This is a genomic window from Neobacillus niacini, assembly GCF_023715785.1.
Classification (GTDB): Bacteria; Bacillota; Bacilli; order Bacillales; family Cytobacillaceae; genus Neobacillus; species Neobacillus niacini_E.
On record NZ_JAMBOX010000001.1, the window covers coordinates 907,482 to 927,305 of the forward strand.

Below are 19,824 nucleotides of genomic sequence, written 5' to 3' on the forward strand. Positions count from 1 at the left end.
AAATGAGGTTTATCCGTTCAAATAAAAGAACCTTATAGAGTAACAACTACTTATAAGGTTCTTTGCATACAATCATCTTCTAATGGGCATTTAGGCAACCTTACTGCTCTCCTTAAGTTGCTGTCCTTTTTGTTTTGTTTCAGGTAAAAATGAAGTAAATAACACATACAAGGAAGATGCGGCTAGGAAGAAGATCATCGCTGGAACATAACCCGCTGAACCTAATATTGCACTCCAAGTGATAGTAATGATTGTTTGTGAAGCGTAGGCAATCGCCCAAAATAAACCAAAGATAACTGTGAGTTTTTGTGGCGACATACCTCCAAGCTCATGAGGCAGATTCATAAAAATTGGATACTGAATGAACATCGCAAACCCAGAAATAAAAGCAAAGCTGTAAGAAGCTACTGGTGAAGTATTTCCTAAGGCAATCGTCAATCCAAACGAGGCAATCATGATTGCTCCTGACGTTAACAAAATAGGCTTTCTCGGAGTTCCCTTATTTCCCATTTTCGCCCCAACAAATGTACCGATAATCCCTGCCCCTGAAACGAGAAGATTAATTAGTGATCCACTTAATTGCGTATATTGCTCAAAAACAGGCTTCAAGCTAACTAGCGAAAGGATATACAGGGTTAAAAATCCACTAAAGGCAAGTGCATATTTCCAAATAAAAGGATCTTTGAAAGCCTCTTTATAGCTGTAGTTTACCACTATTCCTTCATTTGAAGATTGCGTTTCGAAGTTTTCAGCTAATAATAACCATGCAATAAATGTAACAGCTGTTAAAGCTGCAAAGACTGTGAGCGTTAGCTGCCAATCCTGTGTTAGTTGGTGGGCAAAGAAAGTAAATAAGATTGAAACGATAAAAGCTCCAACATTATATGATACAGTGTTCATAGAATTGATTCTTAGCTTTTCTTTACCATTTGTAATATACCGGCTTACAACAGGGTTCATGTATACAATTACCATTGAACCGCCAAGCCCCATCGCCATACGTGCTGCCGTATAAGCCCAGTAATTTGGAAGATAGATAGCTACAAGCGACATCATTAGTAATCCAATCGCAAGGCTTGCCGCTTTTCTAGGTCCTATTCTCATTAAGATTACTGCCGCCAAAATATTGGCAAAAACACGTGCTGTCGTAATCGAGTAGTTTACAACTTGTGAAATGACCGGATCCACTGGCCCTCCGAAAAATGTCATTGTGATTTGAGGTGTCAAAGAAGAGCCAGCCACCCAATTCATGGCAAAAGTAACATAGGCAAACCAGAGAACAATAATCATAAAATAACCATTTCGTTTGTTAACCTGATTCATGGTTTCACCTTCTCCTATAGGTTGAGGGAGGAAATCCTCCCATTATTAATCAATTATTTGAATTACTCCCGAATATAACATCTAAGAGCCAGCAATATTTTTAAGCAAGTTGCATTGCCCAAACTTCCGTCTTTTCTTGCTCTTTGAAATTAAGCCCCATCGGTTGATCCATGAAGATCCGTTCCTCCATCACCTTTAAATCCGCTGCAATTAGAGGGATGAACTCCATCTGATCAAGAATATCCCTGCCGAGGTCTATTCCCGGAGCAATTTCTGTTAGAGTTAGACCTTCAGGAAGAAGTTCAAAAACAGCTCGCTCCGTAATATAGATAACCTTTTTAAGGTTCTGGCGCGCTACATTACCACTGAATGTAATTTGCTCTACCGCATTAATGAACTTCTTCGCCTTACCTTCTTGGATAATTTCAAGCTTGCCTTCGGCTGCCTTTACCTTTAATCCTCCGGCAGTGAAAGTACCACAGAATGCGAGCTCTCCTGCATTTTGTGTGATATTAATAAATCCTCCACAGCCTGCAATTTTCGGCCCAAATTTGGAAACATTGATATTTCCTTCCTTATCGCATTGGGCTAACCCGAGGAATGCTGCATCAATACCGCCACCATCATAAAAGTCAAACATGTAAGGCTGGTCAATTATCGCCTCTGGGACAGCTGAGCATCCAAAATCGAGTCCCCCTGCTGGTGTTCCACCAACAGCCCCCGGTTCAACAGTAGGAGTAAACCCTTGTTCTTGCCCTTCTTCTCTCAGAACTGCTGCAATTACCTCCGGAACACCAATCCCATAATTTAGAACTTTCTTATTAGAATTCAAGAGCATAGCTGCACGGCGTGCGATTACTTTTCGCTCATTTAAGGGGTATACCTTTGTTTCCTTATTTTCAATTACATCGCTTCGGACGAACTTATCATTGTACTGGGTTCCAAATGTCTGCATATGATTTTCGATATTATTCACGACAACCACATAATCGACTAGGATACCAGGGATTTTAACTTGCTTAGGATCAATTGACCCATTTTTCACTATTTTTTCTACCTGAACAATGACGATCCCGCCGTTATTTTTTGCATTCATCGCTATAGACATAACCTCAAGGGTCAAAGGCTCTTTTCCAAACGATATATTTCCGTTTTCATCAGCCTCTGTTCCTTTTACAATAGCAATATCGATTTTTTGAGTTCTGTAAGCTAAATATTCACGACCATCAAAGCTGAGCTTTTCTACCAGATCTTCTTTTGTTACTTTATTAAGCTTGCCCCCTTCAATATCAGGGTCAACAAATGTTCCAAGGCCAACATGGGTAATGGTCCTAGGTTTACCTGCGGCACTATCACGGAACATTTGAGAAATGACGCCTTGTGGCAGGTTGTATGCTTCAACCTTATTAGAGGCGACAAGCGGTTGCAATTTAGGTGCCAACCCCCAATGACCGCCTATAATTCTCTTCAGTAGTCCTTCATGAGCATAGTGATTAAGCCCTTTTTCCCCACCGTCACCAATGCCAGCTGCATAAACTAAGGTAAGGTTCTCTGGTTTTCCGGTAGACATAAAACGGTTTTCTACTTCAAGATGGATTTCCTCTGCAACACCTGTCCCGATAAAACCGCCAATTCCTAAAATTGCCCCATCAAAAATTAATTCGGATGCTTCTTTTGAACTAATAAGCTTTGATTTTGCCATGATTGTCAATCTCCCTTCATTTAGTTATGTTTTTTATCATTAAGGTCGTAATTGGCTTAATGCCTCTAAATCAATTTCTTCCTCATAATTCACACCATCAAATAAAAACCCATTTAACTGCATGAATTCCTTGGTAAACACGTCTACTGCCGTAAGCTCTCTAAAGTTATCGGGTGTTACCTGATCAATAATCGCTTTTACTTCCGCTTGAACATCCTCCCGTAATTCCCAGGAATCTGGACGAAGATATCCGTTTTCGTCATACTCTCGTTTATCGCCATAGAGCATCTCTTTGAAGAAGCGGTGTTTATGCATAATTGGGGTCTCATGCAGACCTTTTTCGATCATGACCTTATATAAAGCACTTGCATATACCGGTAAAATAGGAATAACTGCACTCGCTTTCGTTGTCACTGCCTTACTTACACAGATGACGGATTCCCCGTTCACCTTTTCTTTTAGCATTTGATTCATCCTATCGGAGGTTTGGGCCGCATGTGCCTTTGCTTGTCCAAGCGTTCCTCCACTATAGAATGGTCTAGTGATTTCAGGGCCTAGATAAGAATATAAAACGGTTTTGAAACCTTCTGCTAATACTCCCGCTTCCATTAGAGCCTGAATCCACAGTTCCCAGTCTTCTCCTCCCATTACTTTCACCGTATCAGCAATTTCCTTTTCTGTTGCCGGCTCTACCACTTGCTCAAAGATCTCCTGTTTCTCAAGATTAATACTAAAATCCCTTACTTCTTCCCCAATCGATTTAATGCAAGAAGTATAAACAGTACCTGTCTGTGGATCTATCCGTTTAGGAGACGCAAGGCTATAGACAAGGATATCGATTTTCCCGCCAAACTCCTCTTTAATGTACTGAACCACTTGTTCCTTCATTTCAGTTGAAAAAGCATCACCTATAAAGTTTTTTGCTAACAAACCTGCCTTTTCTGCTTCTTTCTTAAAAAAGATATTATTCCACCAACCGGCTGTCCCTGTCTGTTCTGGTGATGTAATTCCTCTCTCGAAGGAAACACCAATCGTGTCTGCATTTGAACCAAAGGCAAGAGAAATCCGTGAAGCTAGTCCATAGCTGGAAGATGCCCCAAGAATCACAGCCTTCTTTGGTCCGTTATAATGGCCATTTGCTTTTACAAATCCAATTTGTTCTTCCACCGATGCCTCACATCCAATTGGATGGGCTGCACGCGCTATATTTCCTTTTAACACCGGTTTAATTGCTATTTTTGGGAGTGCTGCCACTATTGTCATAACTTGAATACCTCCATCTTTTTAATAAGTTTTCAATTCCTTGTTCGGTTATTTCGGCGGGATCACCTTTGCCATACCTTCCATTACGATCTCTTCATGCTGGTTATAGCAGATTGTTTTGATTTCGCAGATAACGATTTTTCCCTTATCAATGATGTTCACTACTTCAGCCTTAGCCGTAATGGTATCGCCAATTAAAACAGGTTTTCTGAAGGATAACTCTTGACCGAGATAAATCGTTCCCGGCCCAGGCAGCTTCATGCCCAGCACTGCTGAAATCAGGCCTGCGCCAAGCATTCCATGGGCAATTCTAGTCTTAAATGGAGTATTCTTCGCATATTCTTCATTTACATGAGCAGGGTTCAAATCCCCGGTAATCCCAGCAAACAAATAGACGTCACTTTCCGAAATGGTTTTAGTCATAAAGGCCACATCGCCAATCGCTAATTCAGCAGCCCTTTTTCCAACTAACCCTTGTTCTAATGTCATTTAAATCGCCTCTTCATTGTGTATTTATATATTGCTCACCATTTCACATATTCTCTAGAAAAACGAGCAAGTCCATGGCTCAATGTAACGCTTTAGGTAAGATAGGGCCCTTTCAATCAGAGTCTACGGCTATTCCAAACACAGTCCACAGCTACAAGGAAATAGATTGAAAGAAGGCTTATACCAGCTATTATCGGCTTCTATCTTGAGGGAGATAAACCGGCTCCTGGTTATGATTTTGTCTCACATTACAACGTTTAAGTCCACGGCTTGCTATTCGTTTAAGGAGTAAAATTCTTCTAGACAGAGCTAAATAGCTTTTACTATAATGGCTGTTCCCATTCCCCCACCAATACATAGTGAAGCTAGACCAAAAACAGCACTTTGTTTTTTCATTTCATGAAGGAGGGTAGTCGTGATTCTTGCACCAGATGCACCAAGCGGATGTCCAAGTGCAATAGCCCCGCCATTCACATTTGTACGCTCCTCGAACCATTTACGGTCCACCTTAAACTCTTGTTCTAGTTCATGAATCACACCTAGAGATTGTCCAGCAAAAGCTTCATTTAATTCAATTAAGTCAATATCTGTGAAGGAAATATCAACTTTTGACATTGCTTTTTTTATAGCTGGAACAGGTCCTAGTCCCATTAAGGAGGGGTCTACCCCTCCTTGTCCAACTGCGATAATTTCACACATTGGAACAAGTCCATATTTTTCAACTGCTGCTTCAGAGGCAACCATAAGTACCGCCGCCCCATCATTTATCCCCGAAGCATTCCCGGCAGTTACGGTTCCATCCTTCTTGAAGGCCGGCTTTAATTTGGCTAATTTTTCAAGAGATGTCGTGCGGTTTGGATGTTCATCAGTATCAACAATGATTGTTTCCTTCCTTGTTTTCACTTCAATTGGCACAATTTCTGCTGTAAAGCGTCCACTATCCACTGCCTTAATCGCCTTTTGTTGTGATTCTAAGGAAAACTTATCTTGCATCTCGCGACTGATAGCGAACTGATCTACAATGTTTTCTGTGGTAATTCCCATATGGTATTGATGAAACGCATCGGTTAACGCATCACTAATGATTGTATCAGTCAGTTTCATCTCTCCTAATTTATTTCCATTTCTGCCTTGAAGGCCATTCATTATAAAAGGCGCTTGAGACATCATTTCGATCCCGCCGGTCAACATTACATGAGCTGAACCAGCTTTAATACTTTCGTAAGCGCTCATAATTGTTTTCATGCCACTTCCGCAAATCATATTGATAGAATAAGCTGGCACTTCAACCGGCAGCCCAGCATATATTGCTGCTTGTCGTGCCACACCTTGGCCATGCCCTGCCGTTAAAACATGGCCCATTACTACTTCATCAATAGATGAAGGGTCCATTTTTGTTTCTTCCATCACGGCTTTCATAACCTGTCCAAGCAGCTCACCTGCTGGTACACTTGAAAGTCCCCCTAGCATTCTGCCAATCGGACTACGTTTGGCGGAGACGATAAATACCTTATTCATTATTCCGCTCCTTTCTGTAAATCTATTTAATCGTTACTATTGTTATAGTCTAAGACCACCATTTACTGATAACACATGACCATTTACATAGCTTGATTCATCACTGGCAAGAAATAAAATCGCATTGGCAATTTCCTGCGGGTCACCTAAACGACCAAGCGGGGTTTTCTGCCTAATCGGATCCAATACTTTGTCCGGAACCGTTGCCATCATTTCGGTCATTACATACCCTGGAGCTACCGCATTGGTCCTAACCGCTGCACCTTTTCTTGTAAATTCCTTGGCCCATGTGTACGTCATACCAATCACACCAGCTTTTGTAGCTGCATAATTCGTTTGGCCAATATTTCCGTATTCACCTACAACGGAAGCAATATTAACAATGGATCCCTTACCATTTTCCATCATCAGCGGCGCCACCGCTTGAGTAAGATTAAATACACCTTTTAAATTGACATTAATAACGGCATCCCACATGCTCTCATCCATTTTTTGCAGAAGAGCATCTCTTGTAATACCTGCATTATTAATTAGTACGTCTACTCTGCCAAACTCTGTTTGAACCTGTTCAACAAATGTAGCAACCTGTTCCCTATTTATTACATTTAGTTCGATATGTTTAATGTTTTCTGCTGAATATTCCCCAGGGATCATATCAAGTGCAAATACCATCTTTGCGCCTTCTCTAGCAAATGTTTCACATACTGTACGGCCAATGCCTCTAGCGCCGCCGGTAACGATAGCAATTTTTCCATCCATGCGATTCATACTGTGTTGCCTCCTTATTTGATTTAGGATTTATCAGTAAGCTGCTTACATGTTTAGAATATAGCTGAAATATTTATAAATAAAATACATACAAATTATAAGAGGTATAACTTTTAGTTATATATTTCACAAACTAAAAACACCTCTTTTCAAACTCATTGATACCACTAGATTAAACACTAATTCAAGTTTGCTAGTGGAAATGATTTTAAGAAGGTGTTTTTCATAAGGTCACAGGATTGTCAATTTTTAGGGCAATATTAGACATTTTTTTCTAACTAGAAATATTTTGTTTTACATATTCAATAAACCGTCTAAGCGCATAAGAGGTATAACGGCCTTTTTTTAAAATAATTGCAATGTCCCATCTTACCGAGGGATGATTAATGGGTATCTGGAGAATCATCCCACTATTAAATTTGTCCAAAATCGGACGAGGCAGAATGGAAATTCCTTGATTCATAGCCACGAGTTCGGCAATAAAGTCCCACTGGCTGCTTTTGATTGTGATATTTGGCTCAAATCCTGATTGTCTACAGGACGCAATAATATGGTGATGCAGCTTAAACGTTTCATTCAGCAATACAAAGCTTTCATCTTTTAGATCTTCATAATCAATGACTTCTTTACTTGCAAGGGGATGGCTCCTGTGAACAATTAACTTATTTTCATCGGAAAAAATTGGGATAAAATCAAATTTAGTCTCATCAACAGGAAGTATTATCACGCCTGCATCAATTGAACCATCCTCGACCCGGTCCGATATATTCATTGCACCTTCTTCCAGAATCGATAGAATTACCCCCGGATAAAGCTGACGAAATCCAGCAATCAATTTTGGAAAATACGAGGTTCCAATTACTGGAGGGATGCCAACCTTTATATGTCCTTTCTTCAACTGTTCCGTGTCACGGATAGATTCACTCAATGACTCAAACTCAAACAACAGTTTTTGGGCACGCTCATATAACTGTTCACCTGCGTCTGTCAAATGAAGAAATTTTTCTGAGCGATCAAATAATTGAACGCCTAGTTCATCTTCTAGATTTTTAACCATCTTACTTAAAGCTGGTTGAGAGATATGCAAATTTCTTGCGGCAATTGTAAAACTCTTTTCCTTTGCGACTTCAGTAAAATACGTCAATTGGCGGATCTCCATCTTTTACTTTCCTTTCTACTTTCCAACATTCGACATAGTTTCTATAATCCTTTTCCGCTACCGTTACTAAAAAGATGCCAAGCACTTTTCATGATTTTTATTTTAAAATATCCTCAATGGAATTTGTCACACGAATGGCCCTTAGTTTATAGTTAGGGAGATAAGTAATCCCTCCTTGGCCGCCAAGGTAGAAAGTTATATCCGTTTGTTTTTCAGCAAATTGATCCAATCTCTGCAACAATTGAGGGTCTGTTTCAAACGGTATGGTGGTTGTAGCTGACAACAAAACCACATCTGGCTTTAATTTTTCTTCCAATGATTCAATCGCTCCTGGGGCAGGAGAAGCTCCAATTAACTGGGTTTTCCAGCCCTTCATCATGAATTGCAATAGGACCAGATGCATTGCTACTTCATGATGTTCATATGGTAAGCATGCCCCGACAACGAATGGGGCATTTTCTCGATATTGATAATTTCGTCGGATTTGAACCAATAGGTCCCTTACAACCAGACTCGAAACCGATTCCTGGTATTCATCCCACTCATGATTCTCCCACTTTACGTTCTTCCCATTTTCTAATCACTTGTTTTGATAATCCAGTTATATCTGCAACTTGTTGTATCGTAAATAATCCATTCTTATCCGATTCCATCATCTATCTCATCTCCTCAATCCTCTGTCCAATCTCTGCAGATACATTCAGTATAATAATCATCATGATTTTGTACAACATTACCCTGCAAACATTGTACATAGATTAATATTGTATGATTACTTTACGATTTGAAGCGGAAAAAACAGCAGTCATTGGTCAGCTCAACGCCATTGCGAGCAACGAGGACAACAAACAAAATATTTCTCTCTTTGGTCTTAACAAAGACGAATTTCTAATGCCTACTGTGTAGCCAGTCCCGATACGATTTTTTTGGATGTACTAGATACGGTTGGACATATTAACATTATACTTTTTGAAAACTGGGGGGATCTAAGTGAATTTACAATCCGGTACCTATTATTGGCCGACTACTTTTCCTGATGCGCCAACATACCCGTTATTGGCAGAAGACCTATCTTGTGATGTATTAATCATTGGGGGCGGAAGTTCCGGGGCACAGTGTGCCTATTATCTTGCTGATGCTGATTTAGATGTCATTGTCATTGAAAAAACAACTATTGGCAGCGGCAGTACTAGTACCAATACAGCTCTCATTCAATACTCCGGTGAAAAAATGTTTACAGATCTGATCAATACCTTTGGAGAAAATTACATAAAAAGGCATTTACAACTACTACAGGAAGCCATTAATGAAATGGAAACAGCCTCAAAGAACGTCACAATTGATTGTGAATTTATCAGAAGAGATACCCTATATTCTGCTAGCTGTGCAGAAGACGTTGAAAGTCTTAAAAAGGAATATGAATTTTTAAAGCAGCATCACTGTGAACTTGCTTTTTTAACAAAGGAAGATATTGAAGCCAAATATCCTTTTAGCAGGGATGCCGCTATTTATTCATATAATGATGCTGAAATCAACCCTTTTCGATTCACCCATGCACTATTGGATTACGCCGCAAAAAAAGGAATCCGTGTATATGAAAATACGGAAATGAACGGTCACTTCTATGATAAACAAAAAGGAATGATGACCGTTTCTACAAAAAATGGGTGTTCTATCCAAGCACGCTATATTATTTTTGCAGCAGGTTATGAAGGAATGGAAATCAAAAAAGAGAAAAAGGCTTCCTTTGTAAGTACCTATACGGTAACAACCAATCCAGTCAAAGACCTCTCCAAATGGTATAACAGGACTCTCATCTGGGAAACAGCCCGTCCCTATTTATTTATGCGGACAACGAGAGATAACCGGATTATCATAGGCGGACTCGATGATAACACGACATATCCTGAAGATCGCGATAGTAAATTGATTCACAAAAAGAATAAACTAATTGAAGAATTTAATAACATGTTTCCCACCATTAAAGTACAACCAGAATACTACCTAGCTGCCTTTTATGGGGGCACAGTAGATGGCATTCCGATTATTGGTAAATATGAAGAATATCCTAATAGCTATTTTCTATTTGCCTTTGGTGACAACGGGACGGTATACAGCCAATTACTCTCGAAGCTTATTGTAAAGGAGATTGTAGAAGGGAACTGTCCAGATTTAGCTCTATACTTGCAGGAACGCCCTTTGCTAAACAAGAGATGAAACATGCAAGGGCAATAATTGGACCTGGAGAAATTTGGCTCTTTTGAAAAAATTTATCCGTCATATCTAAATAAGAGGTTGTGATTCATCCTTATCATAAAGTATAGTTAAGTATCTAAAAAACAATCCTCTGATTAAGGATGGTCAACATGCGTATTAATAAATATATAAGCGAATCTGGAAAAGCATCTCGACGAGGTGCGGATAAATTAATTACCGATGGTAGAGTTACGATAAATGGGAAACGAGCAACAATCGGCAGCCAAGTGGAACCTGGGGATGATGTTCGTGTTGATGGAAATCCAATCCGAGTAGCAAGGAATAATGTCTATATTGCCTTAAATAAACCTGTAGGCATTACTAGTACGACAGAAAAAGGTGTAAAAGGCAATATTGTTGATTTGGTCAACCATCCATTAAGAATATTTAATATTGGGCGCCTGGATAAAGATTCAGAGGGCTTAATACTTCTTACGAACGATGGCGACATTGTTAACGAAATTCTCCGTTCCGAAGGTAAACACGAGAAGGAATACATTGTCTCCGTAGACAAGCCCATTACTCCTGAATTCTTGAAGAAGATGTCTGAGGGTGTCAAAATATTAGGGACAAAAACACTTCCTTGTAAAGTAACACAATTATCAAAATTTGATTTCCAGATTATTTTAACCCAGGGACTTAATCGCCAAATTCGCCGCATGTGCGCTGAATTAGGATACGAGGTTTACAGACTGCAACGAGTCCGAATCATGAATATTCATTTAGGCAGCCTTCCTCCTGGACAATGGAGAGATTTATCCAAGAAAGAGCGAACTCAATTATTTAGAGAATTGAACTATGAGCCAAAAGAATGGTAAAAACTTATCCTTAATCAAGTAACCAACGAAATTAAAATAAACGGAGAATTTCCGGTTAGATGCTGAATAGCGCTCTTTTCGGGGTAAATAAGGGGAAGTTTACCGATTAAGACAAGCAAAGTCCCCCATTTTTACGTTTTTTCAGTCAATAGGCGGAATCTCTCCGCCTATTTAGGCTATTTTTTATTCTTTTTACTAAATAAGCGAAAGTTTTCCGTCTATTTATCAGACAGGATGCTTAACCTAATCCCCCAACCAATATGAGCGGACCAGTTCAGAAAGTACATGGAAACATTATGCTGGTCCAAACCAACCGAAGCGATTGCCCTTGCTCCTAAAGCTATTCAAATTAATGAGGAGCAGCAGGCAAAATTGAATTAGGAAGAATCTATGCAGCATTAGCCATCGCGCATGTTCTCCATGATAAAAATCTGCTGGCAGCCAAAGAATATATCCATTCAGCAAAGAACATACAAGGCGAAACTGGGTATGCATCTGGAGTCCTCTTTGCCCACGTTGCAATTAATAAAGGCAATAGGTAAGGCCATATTTACCAGTACCCATTGCCTTTATAATGTAATTTTATTTAAAAAATACTTTATCTATATTGTACTTTGACTTCAGTTCATTAATAATATACGTTTCATAAATTTCTCTATGTACAGGGTCTTCAATCACACAAACATCAATTTTAGCGACTTCATCTCTATGCATTTTTATTGGAGAAACAGTATCTTCAAAATGCTTCTTAATCCTTTGCCGTAATTTCCTCGCCTTACCAACAAATAATAGCTCTTGGTTATGGTTATAGAACATAAAAATGCCGCCCTTATCTCTAGGAATAAGATGAAATTCTGTAAATCCATAAATATTACTTGATTCAGCGTTCTTCTGTTTGGTAATTGTAACACTTGGTTTTGGAATGGTTATGTTTATCACTATCGTTCACTTCTCCTTCGTATTAATTTAGCTTTGATTCCAATGATGGACATGCTACTGCAAGTACAATTTTCCCCATTACAAAACGGGGCGGCATCTATAGGTAAAATATAAAAGTGATCCAAAGCCGAGGGTCTCCCATAACATTAGCGTCCATTATGTCGCCTTTGTGCAATAAAGCAGAATTATGTCCCCCATTCCACCTTGGATATTATTCGGGAGTTTCATAAATCCTGGCGGGTTTGAATACAATTTTATAGAACTACGGACCCAGTATCAAAGGCTTAAAGAATATTTAAATTAATTATAATAATGGGGGGAAAACCAATGTCAACTGCAAGTCTGTATCGTTTTTCAGGCATTATATTATTGTTAAGTGTTGGACTAAACCTTATTGCATCAATTTGGCCATTTCTCGTTGACACCAGCCTCAATGCCCCAATGAGCGAACTTCAAAGCCCACAGTGGGCGACCTTTTACAGTTTGTGCTTCATTATATTCATGCTGCTTCTAATCGGGCTCCCTGCGATGTATTTGCGTCTATCGGGAGAACGTGGGGGCAAAATGGGGCTAATTGGTTTGTTTCTTTATATAGTTGGTATCTTTTTAAAAATGGCAACGATTGCGTTCTTCGTTTCAGTTATTCCTCTACTGGCGAAACAGGCACCGGAGGTTATTGCCCCAATCTATGATTCGAACTTTGCAATTTTTCCGCTCGGTGGAATGCTGCTTTGCCTCATCGGGTTCATTCTTCTAGGAAGCGCGGTTATTCGGGCAAAAGTATATCCAAGATTTGTTGGCGTGCTGATTATCGTATCGGCTCTTCTCGATGTTGCTCAGGTCGCCTTCCAAGACGGAAGGTCCTTTGCCATTGTCAACTTGTTGTTCGCCATTTCAATTTCACTAGCACTCGGCTCAGTCGGCAAAAGTTTGGCGACCGGGCAGAAATCAGCCGGTTAAAGAACCATAACTCCCTGACAAGCATTCACGTACTTAAAATTTCGTTCCACTGATAAAACAGTGTCTGTCACTCCCCGAATAATGTCGAGGGTATCGCTACAAAGGGGGTGGTGACAGGCATTTATTTTATAAAAAAAACAGCTTCTATTTATGGTAAGGTTCACCGCACCTGCTTAAGCAGCAGTTTTTCTGGTAAAAATAAGATCTCATCAATGCCTGTAAATTCGAAAAAAGGTGGGTGATGACAGGCACTGCTTTCTTGGACGTTCGTTCCGTTTAAAGTAGATGCTTGTTTAGCGCCTTATGTTTTATTGAAAAGAGATTTGGTTTCTTCCACTATCTTTCGCCTCATAAAGAAGTTTATCAGCTTTTTCTACTAATTGGTCTGAAGTTTCACCAGTATGTTTACAACATCCAAAACTCATTGTTACAGAAAATGCTTCTCCATTACAGTAAAATATGTGGTTGGCAACTGATTGTTTGATTTCAACTAAAAGCTTGCTCACCTCGTTTTGTTCGTTATGATAAAAAATAATGACAAACTCTTCTCCTCCGTACCTAAAAACCTCCCCTTGTTTTCCAGTGATAATAGAAGTAATAATTAACGCAATTTGACGTAATACTTTATCTCCCATTACATGTCCATATTTATCATTAATTGATTTAAACTTATCGATATCCGAAATTGCAAGGTAAAAACCTACACCTCTGTGTAGATCTTTTTGTAAATATTCCTGAAATGAACGATGATTTAATAAGTTGGTAAGATAATCACGATTTGCAGCTTCGGCTAACAAATTTTTTTCTGAATGATGTTTTCTTTCTCTTGAAACAATAATTCCTCCTAAACCACCAACCAGCAACAAAAACAAAACTTGACAGAGATAATTGATTAAACTATTTAAAGAATAGGCATCTTGGGCTTGCATGAAAAAAGTGATAGAGTATTCCATAATAAATAGAATGGAAGCCATGATTCCACCTGTATATCCCCAATAAACAACAATATGTAAAATAATTAAATAGGCTATTGGAAATAGCGGGCTATCCATTCCTCCAGTTAAGGGAATTAGGGCAGAAAAAGCAACAAAGTCAAAAGCTGGTCCGCCTTTAGTCCATATTGTGTACTTCTTTGACCCTCGAGGTGACTTATGTAAGTAATAATCTGAAATACCCATATAGAGCTTCCAAAAACAACTAAAACTAAAAAAAGGCTAAGTCTTAAATGTACTGGATTTTTAAGATATTGCACGGAGAAGACAATAATTGACACGACCGTAAACAACCAGCGCAAAGAAGAAAAAATTATTTCAAGTGCGTGGTCTGAATGATAAGCATCCTTAAATAATAATTTCATGTTGAACACATCCTATATATCTGTCTAACAGATTAGGTAACTCGCCCTTCTTTTTTTAATATTTGTTCAAATGCGCACACCACCTCTTTATCATAATGGGAGCCAGCTAGTCTCTTAAGTTCATCTATGGCAATCTGTTCTTTAAACGCTTTTCTATAAGCCCGATCTTCTGTCATTGCATCAAATGTATCACTTACAGCTATAATTCTTGCTTCTAAAAGGATATCATCTCCACTTAATCCATACGGGTAGCCTTTCCCATTCATCCTTTCATGATGTTGTTCAATAATAGGGGCAAGTTCCTTATAAAATGAATTCTTCAACATTTCTGCTCCGTCTGCAGGGTGTTTCTTAATTATTTCAAATTCTTCATCTGTTAAACGTCCAGGTTTATTTAAAATCCCAATTGGGACATTAATTTTACCTATGTCATGAAGCACTGCTGCCACTGTTAAATTCTCTAATTGTTCTTTACTTAGTTTTAATTTTTTTGCTATTTTCACGGAATATTTTGCCACTCGATCACTATGCTTATGGGTATATCTATCTTTTATTTCTACTTGTTTCATAATTTCCATAAGCGAGGATATGTCTCTACTTATATGAACAAAGGTTTGTTCCGTAAACACGCATAGTAAGGTTACGGGCAAAAGGGCGGTAAAGTGAATTGGATTTTTAATACCCCTTGCAGAAAAATAATCCCCAGGCTCTAATGTAAACTTTTTATGATCAAGTTCACAAACGACTTGTCCAGATAATAGATAATAAAATTCCAGAGCATTAGCGTTCTCGCTTGGATAAATATAGAACATTCTACCTTCTTCTATTACTTGGTGGATAACTTCAACTCCATCTCCCCGAGTTAGCAGACTAAATACTCCATTATTTTCGAAATCTACTTTTTCGACAAAAGACCCTTTTTTTCCAATCATAAAGCCTTCCATGCTATCCCGCCTTAATACTAATAAAACGAGCTCAATAAGAACTCGTTTCTATTTACTAAATATTTTTCGGAAATGTGGAATAAGTTCAGCATCCGACTATTCTAATAGGATCAATCCACACCCACTTATCAGCAAAACGAACTAGCTGCCAGCTGCATTCAGCTTGAACGCCCTTTTTAGCAGCCTTTTTAATCGTTTCATTCGACATTATAAGTGTTTCTTCAAAGACACCGGTAATAACTTTATCTAATTCCTTTGTAAATCGTTTTGTTTTTTCTTCAGATTTAGCTGATTTTTCATCCAAATTCTGATTAAGCTTATTGATTTTTTCTTCTAACTTTTGAACGTCTTTACCATCCCCAGACAATAGCTGTCCTGTAATCTTATCAATTTCCTGATTGATCTCAGTTATTTTGCTATTAATTTTTGCTTGTTGTTCGTCTAACTTGGCATTAATTTCTGCTAGCTTCTTATGTAATTCATTTTGTTTTTTTATATCGTTTTTAGCAACTTCTAAATCAGATAATGCCTTTTCTTTTTCACCCTTTAACTTTACGATTTTATCTCCTTCTTCGATTTTGCGAATGTCAAGAAGATAGTCCGCTTGCAATCGATCAGCTTTACCTACCGCTTCTTCTATCTTTTTATCAATTTCCTTGTTTGTCTTTTCAATTAGTTCAATTCCTTTTTGATAATCATCTTCAGCAGCAAAAGCTGGAGATGCAATTCCTAAAAATACTGCAGCTGAAAATAAAATCGCCAATACCTTTTTCATACTGTTGCTTCACACCCCATTTTTCTATTTAGACGACAAAAAGACCCGATGGATGAAATAGGGCCTTTCTTCTTTTCGCAACTGGCCTGGCATAGTAAATACCTACTTTAGCCCCTATAGTTTTGCGTTTGTATTCTTTTAGATAGGTTGCCCTCTGGGTCTATTTTATTATCTACCCTTATTATACAGGGTATAAATACCCAATTCCATGACTGATTTTGTCATATTTTGTATTTTTTTAAATTATATTGGTGTATTTGTAAAATATTGCAAAAATAGTTAGGTGTTTTGAGAATACGCAAGCAATAGTATTATCCTAAAATAGGTAAAAAACTACCTCTATCCTCTAGAAGGGAATCAATTGACTTTAACATTAGGGTCAGTCCCCCGCTATGATATCACTTTAAAGCAGCGGGGGAATGACTCCAAAATTACAACTATATCAATGCAGTATACTGAATATTAATGTAAAAAACTGCCTCTATTTATGATATGGTTCATTCCTGTTAATCCGAAACGCTCGATAAATTTGCTCAACCAATATCAACCGCATCAGCTGGTGGGGAAAGGTCATCCGGGAAAATGATAATTTCTCATCCGATCTTGCCAATACCTCATCGCTTAGACCCAATGAACCGCCAATCACAAAGGCAATCTTGCTTTTGCCGTAGGTGGCCAGCTTATCTAGTGATTCTGCCAACTCTTCCGACGATTGCATCTTTCCTTGGATCGCCAAGACAATCACATATGTATCCTGGCTGATTTTTGCTAATATCCGCTCGCCCTCTTTTTGCTTCACCTGAATCATTTCTAGTTCACTTAATTGCTCCGGCGCCTTTTCATCCGCGACTTCAATAACCTCGACCTTAGCATAGGCCGACAAACGCTTCAAATATTCCTCGATTCCTTGCTTCAAATACTTTTCTTTTAATTTGCCAACCGTCACAATCGAGATATTCACAATCCACAGCCCTTTTCAACTTGATTATAAACAGCATACGAACAAGATATCCACAGAAGTTATCCACATATTCACATTTTTTGTCCACATTTTGTATGGAATCATTTGTTCGCCACAACATATACAGCCTGTTTTTCGCAAAATCCACAGGTTGTTGATAACTTATCCACAGAAATTTTATCTAAAACGGGAAAAGTTTCATATTCAATCACAATTGACTCTAATGCGATATCCACATGTTCTTCACAGCTATAAATCATTTTTTCTTCACCTTTCCAAAGAAAATCTTCTTATCCACCATTTTTTACTTAAACCTCATACATCATACCAAAATCAAACAGGGAAGTGAATCACTCACTTCCCTGTTTCAACTTATTGTGTTTTTTCTCCGGCCAACGTTAATCTTGTTTCCTTTAAATCGCCGCCACGATAATACTTTATCGTCATTTGCTCGCCAATTTTCTTTTCCTGATATAAATGCTTCCGTAAATCAATTACGTCATTGATCTTTTTTCCATCCATTTCAACAATGACATCCAATTCTTTTAACCCGGCCACCGCTGCTGGTGAGCCTGGAACGACCTGGCGTATCGCTACTCCATGGGTCACATCACGTGGCAGCTTTAAAGCTTCAGCCTGGTAATAAGCAGGAATTTCTTCAACGGATTTTAAATCAATACCCATATATGGCCGCTTGACCGAACCAAACTGCTCAAGGTCGTTAATTACCGGCTTCGCTGAATTAATTGGAATCGACAACCCAATTCCCTCAACGGCTGACTGGGCAATTTTCATTGAGTTGATCCCAATGACCTGCCCGGCCATATTAATAAGCGCCCCACCGCTGTTTCCAGGGTTAATGGCGGCATCCGTCTGCAATACTTCCGATTGCCAATCGACGACCCCGTCCTGGTTGATATCTGTCGGGATTGCCCGATTCAACCCCGAAATGATCCCTTGGGTGACAGAACCGGAGAAGGTCGGGCCAAGCGGGTTACCGATGGCAATGACTGGCTCACCCATTTTTAATGAATCTGAATCGCCAAACTCTGCAACCTTTTTAATTTGTGCTGCATCAATCTCCAGTACGGCCAAATCGGTCCAAATATCGCTTCCAAGTAGGGTTGCGGGAATCTTCGTCCCATCCGACAGGCTGACCTCCAATCTGGAAGCCCCTTCGACAACGTGATGGTTTGTCACCACATAGGCTTTATTGCCGGCCTTCTTGTAAATGACGCCTGAGCCGGTTCCTGCCGGATCTTCCCTGTTGTTTCCTTCATCGAACCAAAAGCTCGACGATTGGAGATTATTGATTCCGACAACTGCCTCTGCCGTTTTATCAATGGCCTTGGTCGTGTCGGTATTCACGTCATAAGAAATTTGCCGAACGACCTTTTGATTATTATTTCCATTGTTGGTGGCAGTTGGGGCAGTCTGGCCCGGTTCCACTGTATAAGGAAGAACACCTCGTTCAGACAAGGCAGGAATCGAAATAATTACGAGCAGGGCACCCAGTACCGCGCCCACTAAACTAGCAATCAAAATTCCGCCTCTGTTTCCTTTCTGCTCCCGATATCGATTTGGAGAATGATCATCATAATACCCCATGTTACACCATTCCTCTCTTTCGAAACAATTGCTAAACTATATTTTGGCTTATAATAACAATTATACTCTTTCAGAGAAAATTTACTTAAAAATTGCATATATTTACATAAAACTTACGACTTTGTTCATAAATTTTTAATAAAAAAAGCGAGGCCCCTGAAAGACGGCCCCACTTAATAAAAGAACTGCTACACTGCTGTTAAAATCGTCGGTATTTTCGGGTCGGTGTCATACAATTCAAACTGTTCGCCTACAATGATGCCACGGCTTTGCAACGTTTGGGTCACCGACATCCTGGCCAAGTCCTTCATGTTATTATCAAGGCTTAAATGGGCAAGATAGACTCGCTTCGTTTGGTCTCCAATACAATCGCTCATCGCCAAGGCGGCATCCTCATTGGAGACATGGCCAACATCACTCAAGATCCGGCGCTTGATATTCCATGGGTAACGCCCCATTCGAAGCATCTGGACATCATGGTTGGATTCGAATATATAAACATCGGCATTGGAGATAATCCCCTTCATCCGGTCACTCACATAGCCTGTGTCAGTAATTTGCACAAGCTTCTTCCCGCCATGATGAAAGACATAGAACATCGGCTCCGCAGCGTCATGGGAAACACCGAACGATTCAATCTCAACTGAACCGAAGCTCTTTACCGATTCCATATCAAACACAAACTTCTGTTCAGTTGGAATCACCCCGACTGAACTTTCCATCGCCTGCCACGTTTTTTCGTTGGCGTAGACGGGCAATTTATATTTACGGGCGAGAACCCCGATTCCTTTAATATGGTCACTGTGCTCATGCGTGACAAAAATGGCGGACAGCTTGCTAATATCGCGGTCAATATGCTCAAACAGCTGCTCCATTTGCTTGCCGCTGTGTCCGGCATCCACCAGGAAGGAGTGTTCATCGGACTCTACATATAGAGCGTTCCCGGTACTGCCGCTAGACAGAATGCTATAACGTAAAGACATA

Annotated in this window: 19 protein-coding genes and 1 riboswitch; of the genes, 3 read left to right on the plus strand and 16 right to left on the minus strand. The window is 39.4% G+C overall.

Annotated features, from left to right (window positions below; all coding sequences use genetic code 11):
• Window positions 1-90 precede the first annotated feature (90 nt).
• The 8 genes from M3234_RS04300 to M3234_RS04335 form a co-directional block, all read right to left on the minus strand.
• A complete protein-coding gene (locus M3234_RS04300) occupies window positions 91-1,323 on the minus strand; it encodes an MFS transporter (RefSeq protein WP_262303485.1) in 1,233 nt (410 codons plus the stop codon).
• A gap of 100 nt (window positions 1,324-1,423) precedes the next feature.
• A complete protein-coding gene (locus M3234_RS04305; protein ID WP_262303486.1) occupies window positions 1,424-3,025 on the minus strand; it encodes an acyl CoA:acetate/3-ketoacid CoA transferase in 1,602 nt (533 codons plus the stop codon).
• Window positions 3,026-3,064: 39 nt separating this feature from the next.
• The gene (fabV, locus tag M3234_RS04310; RefSeq protein WP_262303487.1) at window positions 3,065-4,288 is read right to left on the minus strand and encodes an enoyl-ACP reductase FabV; all 1,224 of its coding nucleotides are present in this window, start codon (window positions 4,286-4,288) and stop codon (window positions 3,065-3,067) included.
• Window positions 4,289-4,336: 48 nt separating this feature from the next.
• Window positions 4,337-4,777, minus strand: a complete 441-nt coding sequence (locus M3234_RS04315; RefSeq protein ID WP_285858222.1) for a MaoC family dehydratase — start codon at window positions 4,775-4,777, stop codon at window positions 4,337-4,339.
• A 309-nt stretch (window positions 4,778-5,086) separates the two neighbouring features.
• A complete protein-coding gene (locus tag M3234_RS04320; RefSeq protein ID WP_262303488.1) occupies window positions 5,087-6,295 on the minus strand; it encodes an acetyl-CoA C-acetyltransferase in 1,209 nt (402 codons plus the stop codon).
• 42 nt (window positions 6,296-6,337) lie between these two features.
• Window positions 6,338-7,063, minus strand: a complete 726-nt coding sequence (locus M3234_RS04325; RefSeq protein ID WP_262303489.1) for a beta-ketoacyl-ACP reductase — start codon at window positions 7,061-7,063, stop codon at window positions 6,338-6,340.
• A 274-nt stretch (window positions 7,064-7,337) separates the two neighbouring features.
• Entirely contained in the window at window positions 7,338-8,222 is an 885-nt protein-coding gene (locus tag M3234_RS04330; protein ID WP_262303490.1) for a LysR family transcriptional regulator, read from the minus strand.
• A 97-nt stretch (window positions 8,223-8,319) separates the two neighbouring features.
• On the minus strand, window positions 8,320-8,715 hold the full coding sequence (locus M3234_RS04335) for a cobalamin B12-binding domain-containing protein (RefSeq protein WP_262303491.1): 396 nt from the start codon (window positions 8,713-8,715) through the stop codon (window positions 8,320-8,322).
• Window positions 8,716-9,212: 497 nt separating this feature from the next.
• On the opposite strand from M3234_RS04335, the gene M3234_RS04345 reads away from it, so the two are divergent.
• Window positions 9,213-10,439: an NAD(P)/FAD-dependent oxidoreductase gene (locus M3234_RS04345; protein WP_262303493.1), complete on the plus strand. Its 1,227-nt coding sequence runs from the start codon at window positions 9,213-9,215 to the stop codon at window positions 10,437-10,439.
• Between the two features lie 140 nt (window positions 10,440-10,579).
• Window positions 10,580-11,296: a 23S rRNA pseudouridine(2604) synthase RluF gene (gene rluF / locus M3234_RS04350; RefSeq protein WP_262303494.1), complete on the plus strand. Its 717-nt coding sequence runs from the start codon at window positions 10,580-10,582 to the stop codon at window positions 11,294-11,296.
• A 582-nt stretch (window positions 11,297-11,878) separates the two neighbouring features.
• On the opposite strand, the gene M3234_RS04355 is transcribed toward rluF, so the two are convergent.
• The gene (locus M3234_RS04355; protein ID WP_262303495.1) at window positions 11,879-12,235 is read right to left on the minus strand and encodes a nucleotide excision repair endonuclease; all 357 of its coding nucleotides are present in this window, start codon (window positions 12,233-12,235) and stop codon (window positions 11,879-11,881) included.
• Window positions 12,236-12,562: 327 nt separating this feature from the next.
• Here M3234_RS04355 and M3234_RS04360 point away from each other — a divergent pair, with 327 nt between their 5' ends.
• A complete protein-coding gene (locus tag M3234_RS04360) occupies window positions 12,563-13,195 on the plus strand; it encodes a hypothetical protein (protein WP_262303496.1) in 633 nt (210 codons plus the stop codon).
• A gap of 308 nt (window positions 13,196-13,503) precedes the next feature.
• On the opposite strand, the gene M3234_RS04365 is transcribed toward M3234_RS04360, so the two are convergent.
• From M3234_RS04365 to M3234_RS04395, 7 genes are all read right to left on the minus strand, one after another.
• Window positions 13,504-14,373 (minus strand): GGDEF domain-containing protein, encoded by an 870-nt coding sequence (locus tag M3234_RS04365; protein WP_262303497.1) that lies wholly within the window; start codon window positions 14,371-14,373, stop codon window positions 13,504-13,506.
• Between the two features lie 211 nt (window positions 14,374-14,584).
• Complete coding sequence (locus M3234_RS04370; protein ID WP_262303498.1) at window positions 14,585-15,496, minus strand: HD domain-containing phosphohydrolase; 912 nt, start codon at window positions 15,494-15,496, stop codon at window positions 14,585-14,587.
• An 85-nt stretch (window positions 15,497-15,581) separates the two neighbouring features.
• A complete protein-coding gene (locus M3234_RS04375) occupies window positions 15,582-16,271 on the minus strand; it encodes a hypothetical protein (protein WP_262303499.1) in 690 nt (229 codons plus the stop codon).
• Window positions 16,272-16,344: 73 nt separating this feature from the next.
• A riboswitch (cyclic di-GMP riboswitch) is annotated at window positions 16,345-16,433 on the minus strand.
• A gap of 319 nt (window positions 16,434-16,752) precedes the next feature.
• Window positions 16,753-17,232 carry a 23S rRNA (pseudouridine(1915)-N(3))-methyltransferase RlmH gene (gene rlmH, locus M3234_RS04380; protein WP_262303500.1) on the minus strand — a complete coding sequence of 160 codons (480 nt, stop codon included), beginning with the start codon at window positions 17,230-17,232 and terminating at the stop codon, window positions 16,753-16,755.
• A gap of 101 nt (window positions 17,233-17,333) precedes the next feature.
• Entirely contained in the window at window positions 17,334-17,492 is a 159-nt protein-coding gene (locus tag M3234_RS04385) for a CxxH/CxxC protein (protein WP_262303501.1), read from the minus strand.
• Between the two features lie 112 nt (window positions 17,493-17,604).
• Window positions 17,605-18,840, minus strand: a complete 1,236-nt coding sequence (locus tag M3234_RS04390) for a S1C family serine protease (protein ID WP_262303502.1) — start codon at window positions 18,838-18,840, stop codon at window positions 17,605-17,607.
• A gap of 188 nt (window positions 18,841-19,028) precedes the next feature.
• Complete coding sequence (locus M3234_RS04395) at window positions 19,029-19,823, minus strand: MBL fold metallo-hydrolase (protein WP_262303503.1); 795 nt, start codon at window positions 19,821-19,823, stop codon at window positions 19,029-19,031.
• Window position 19,824: the final 1 nt, after the last annotated feature.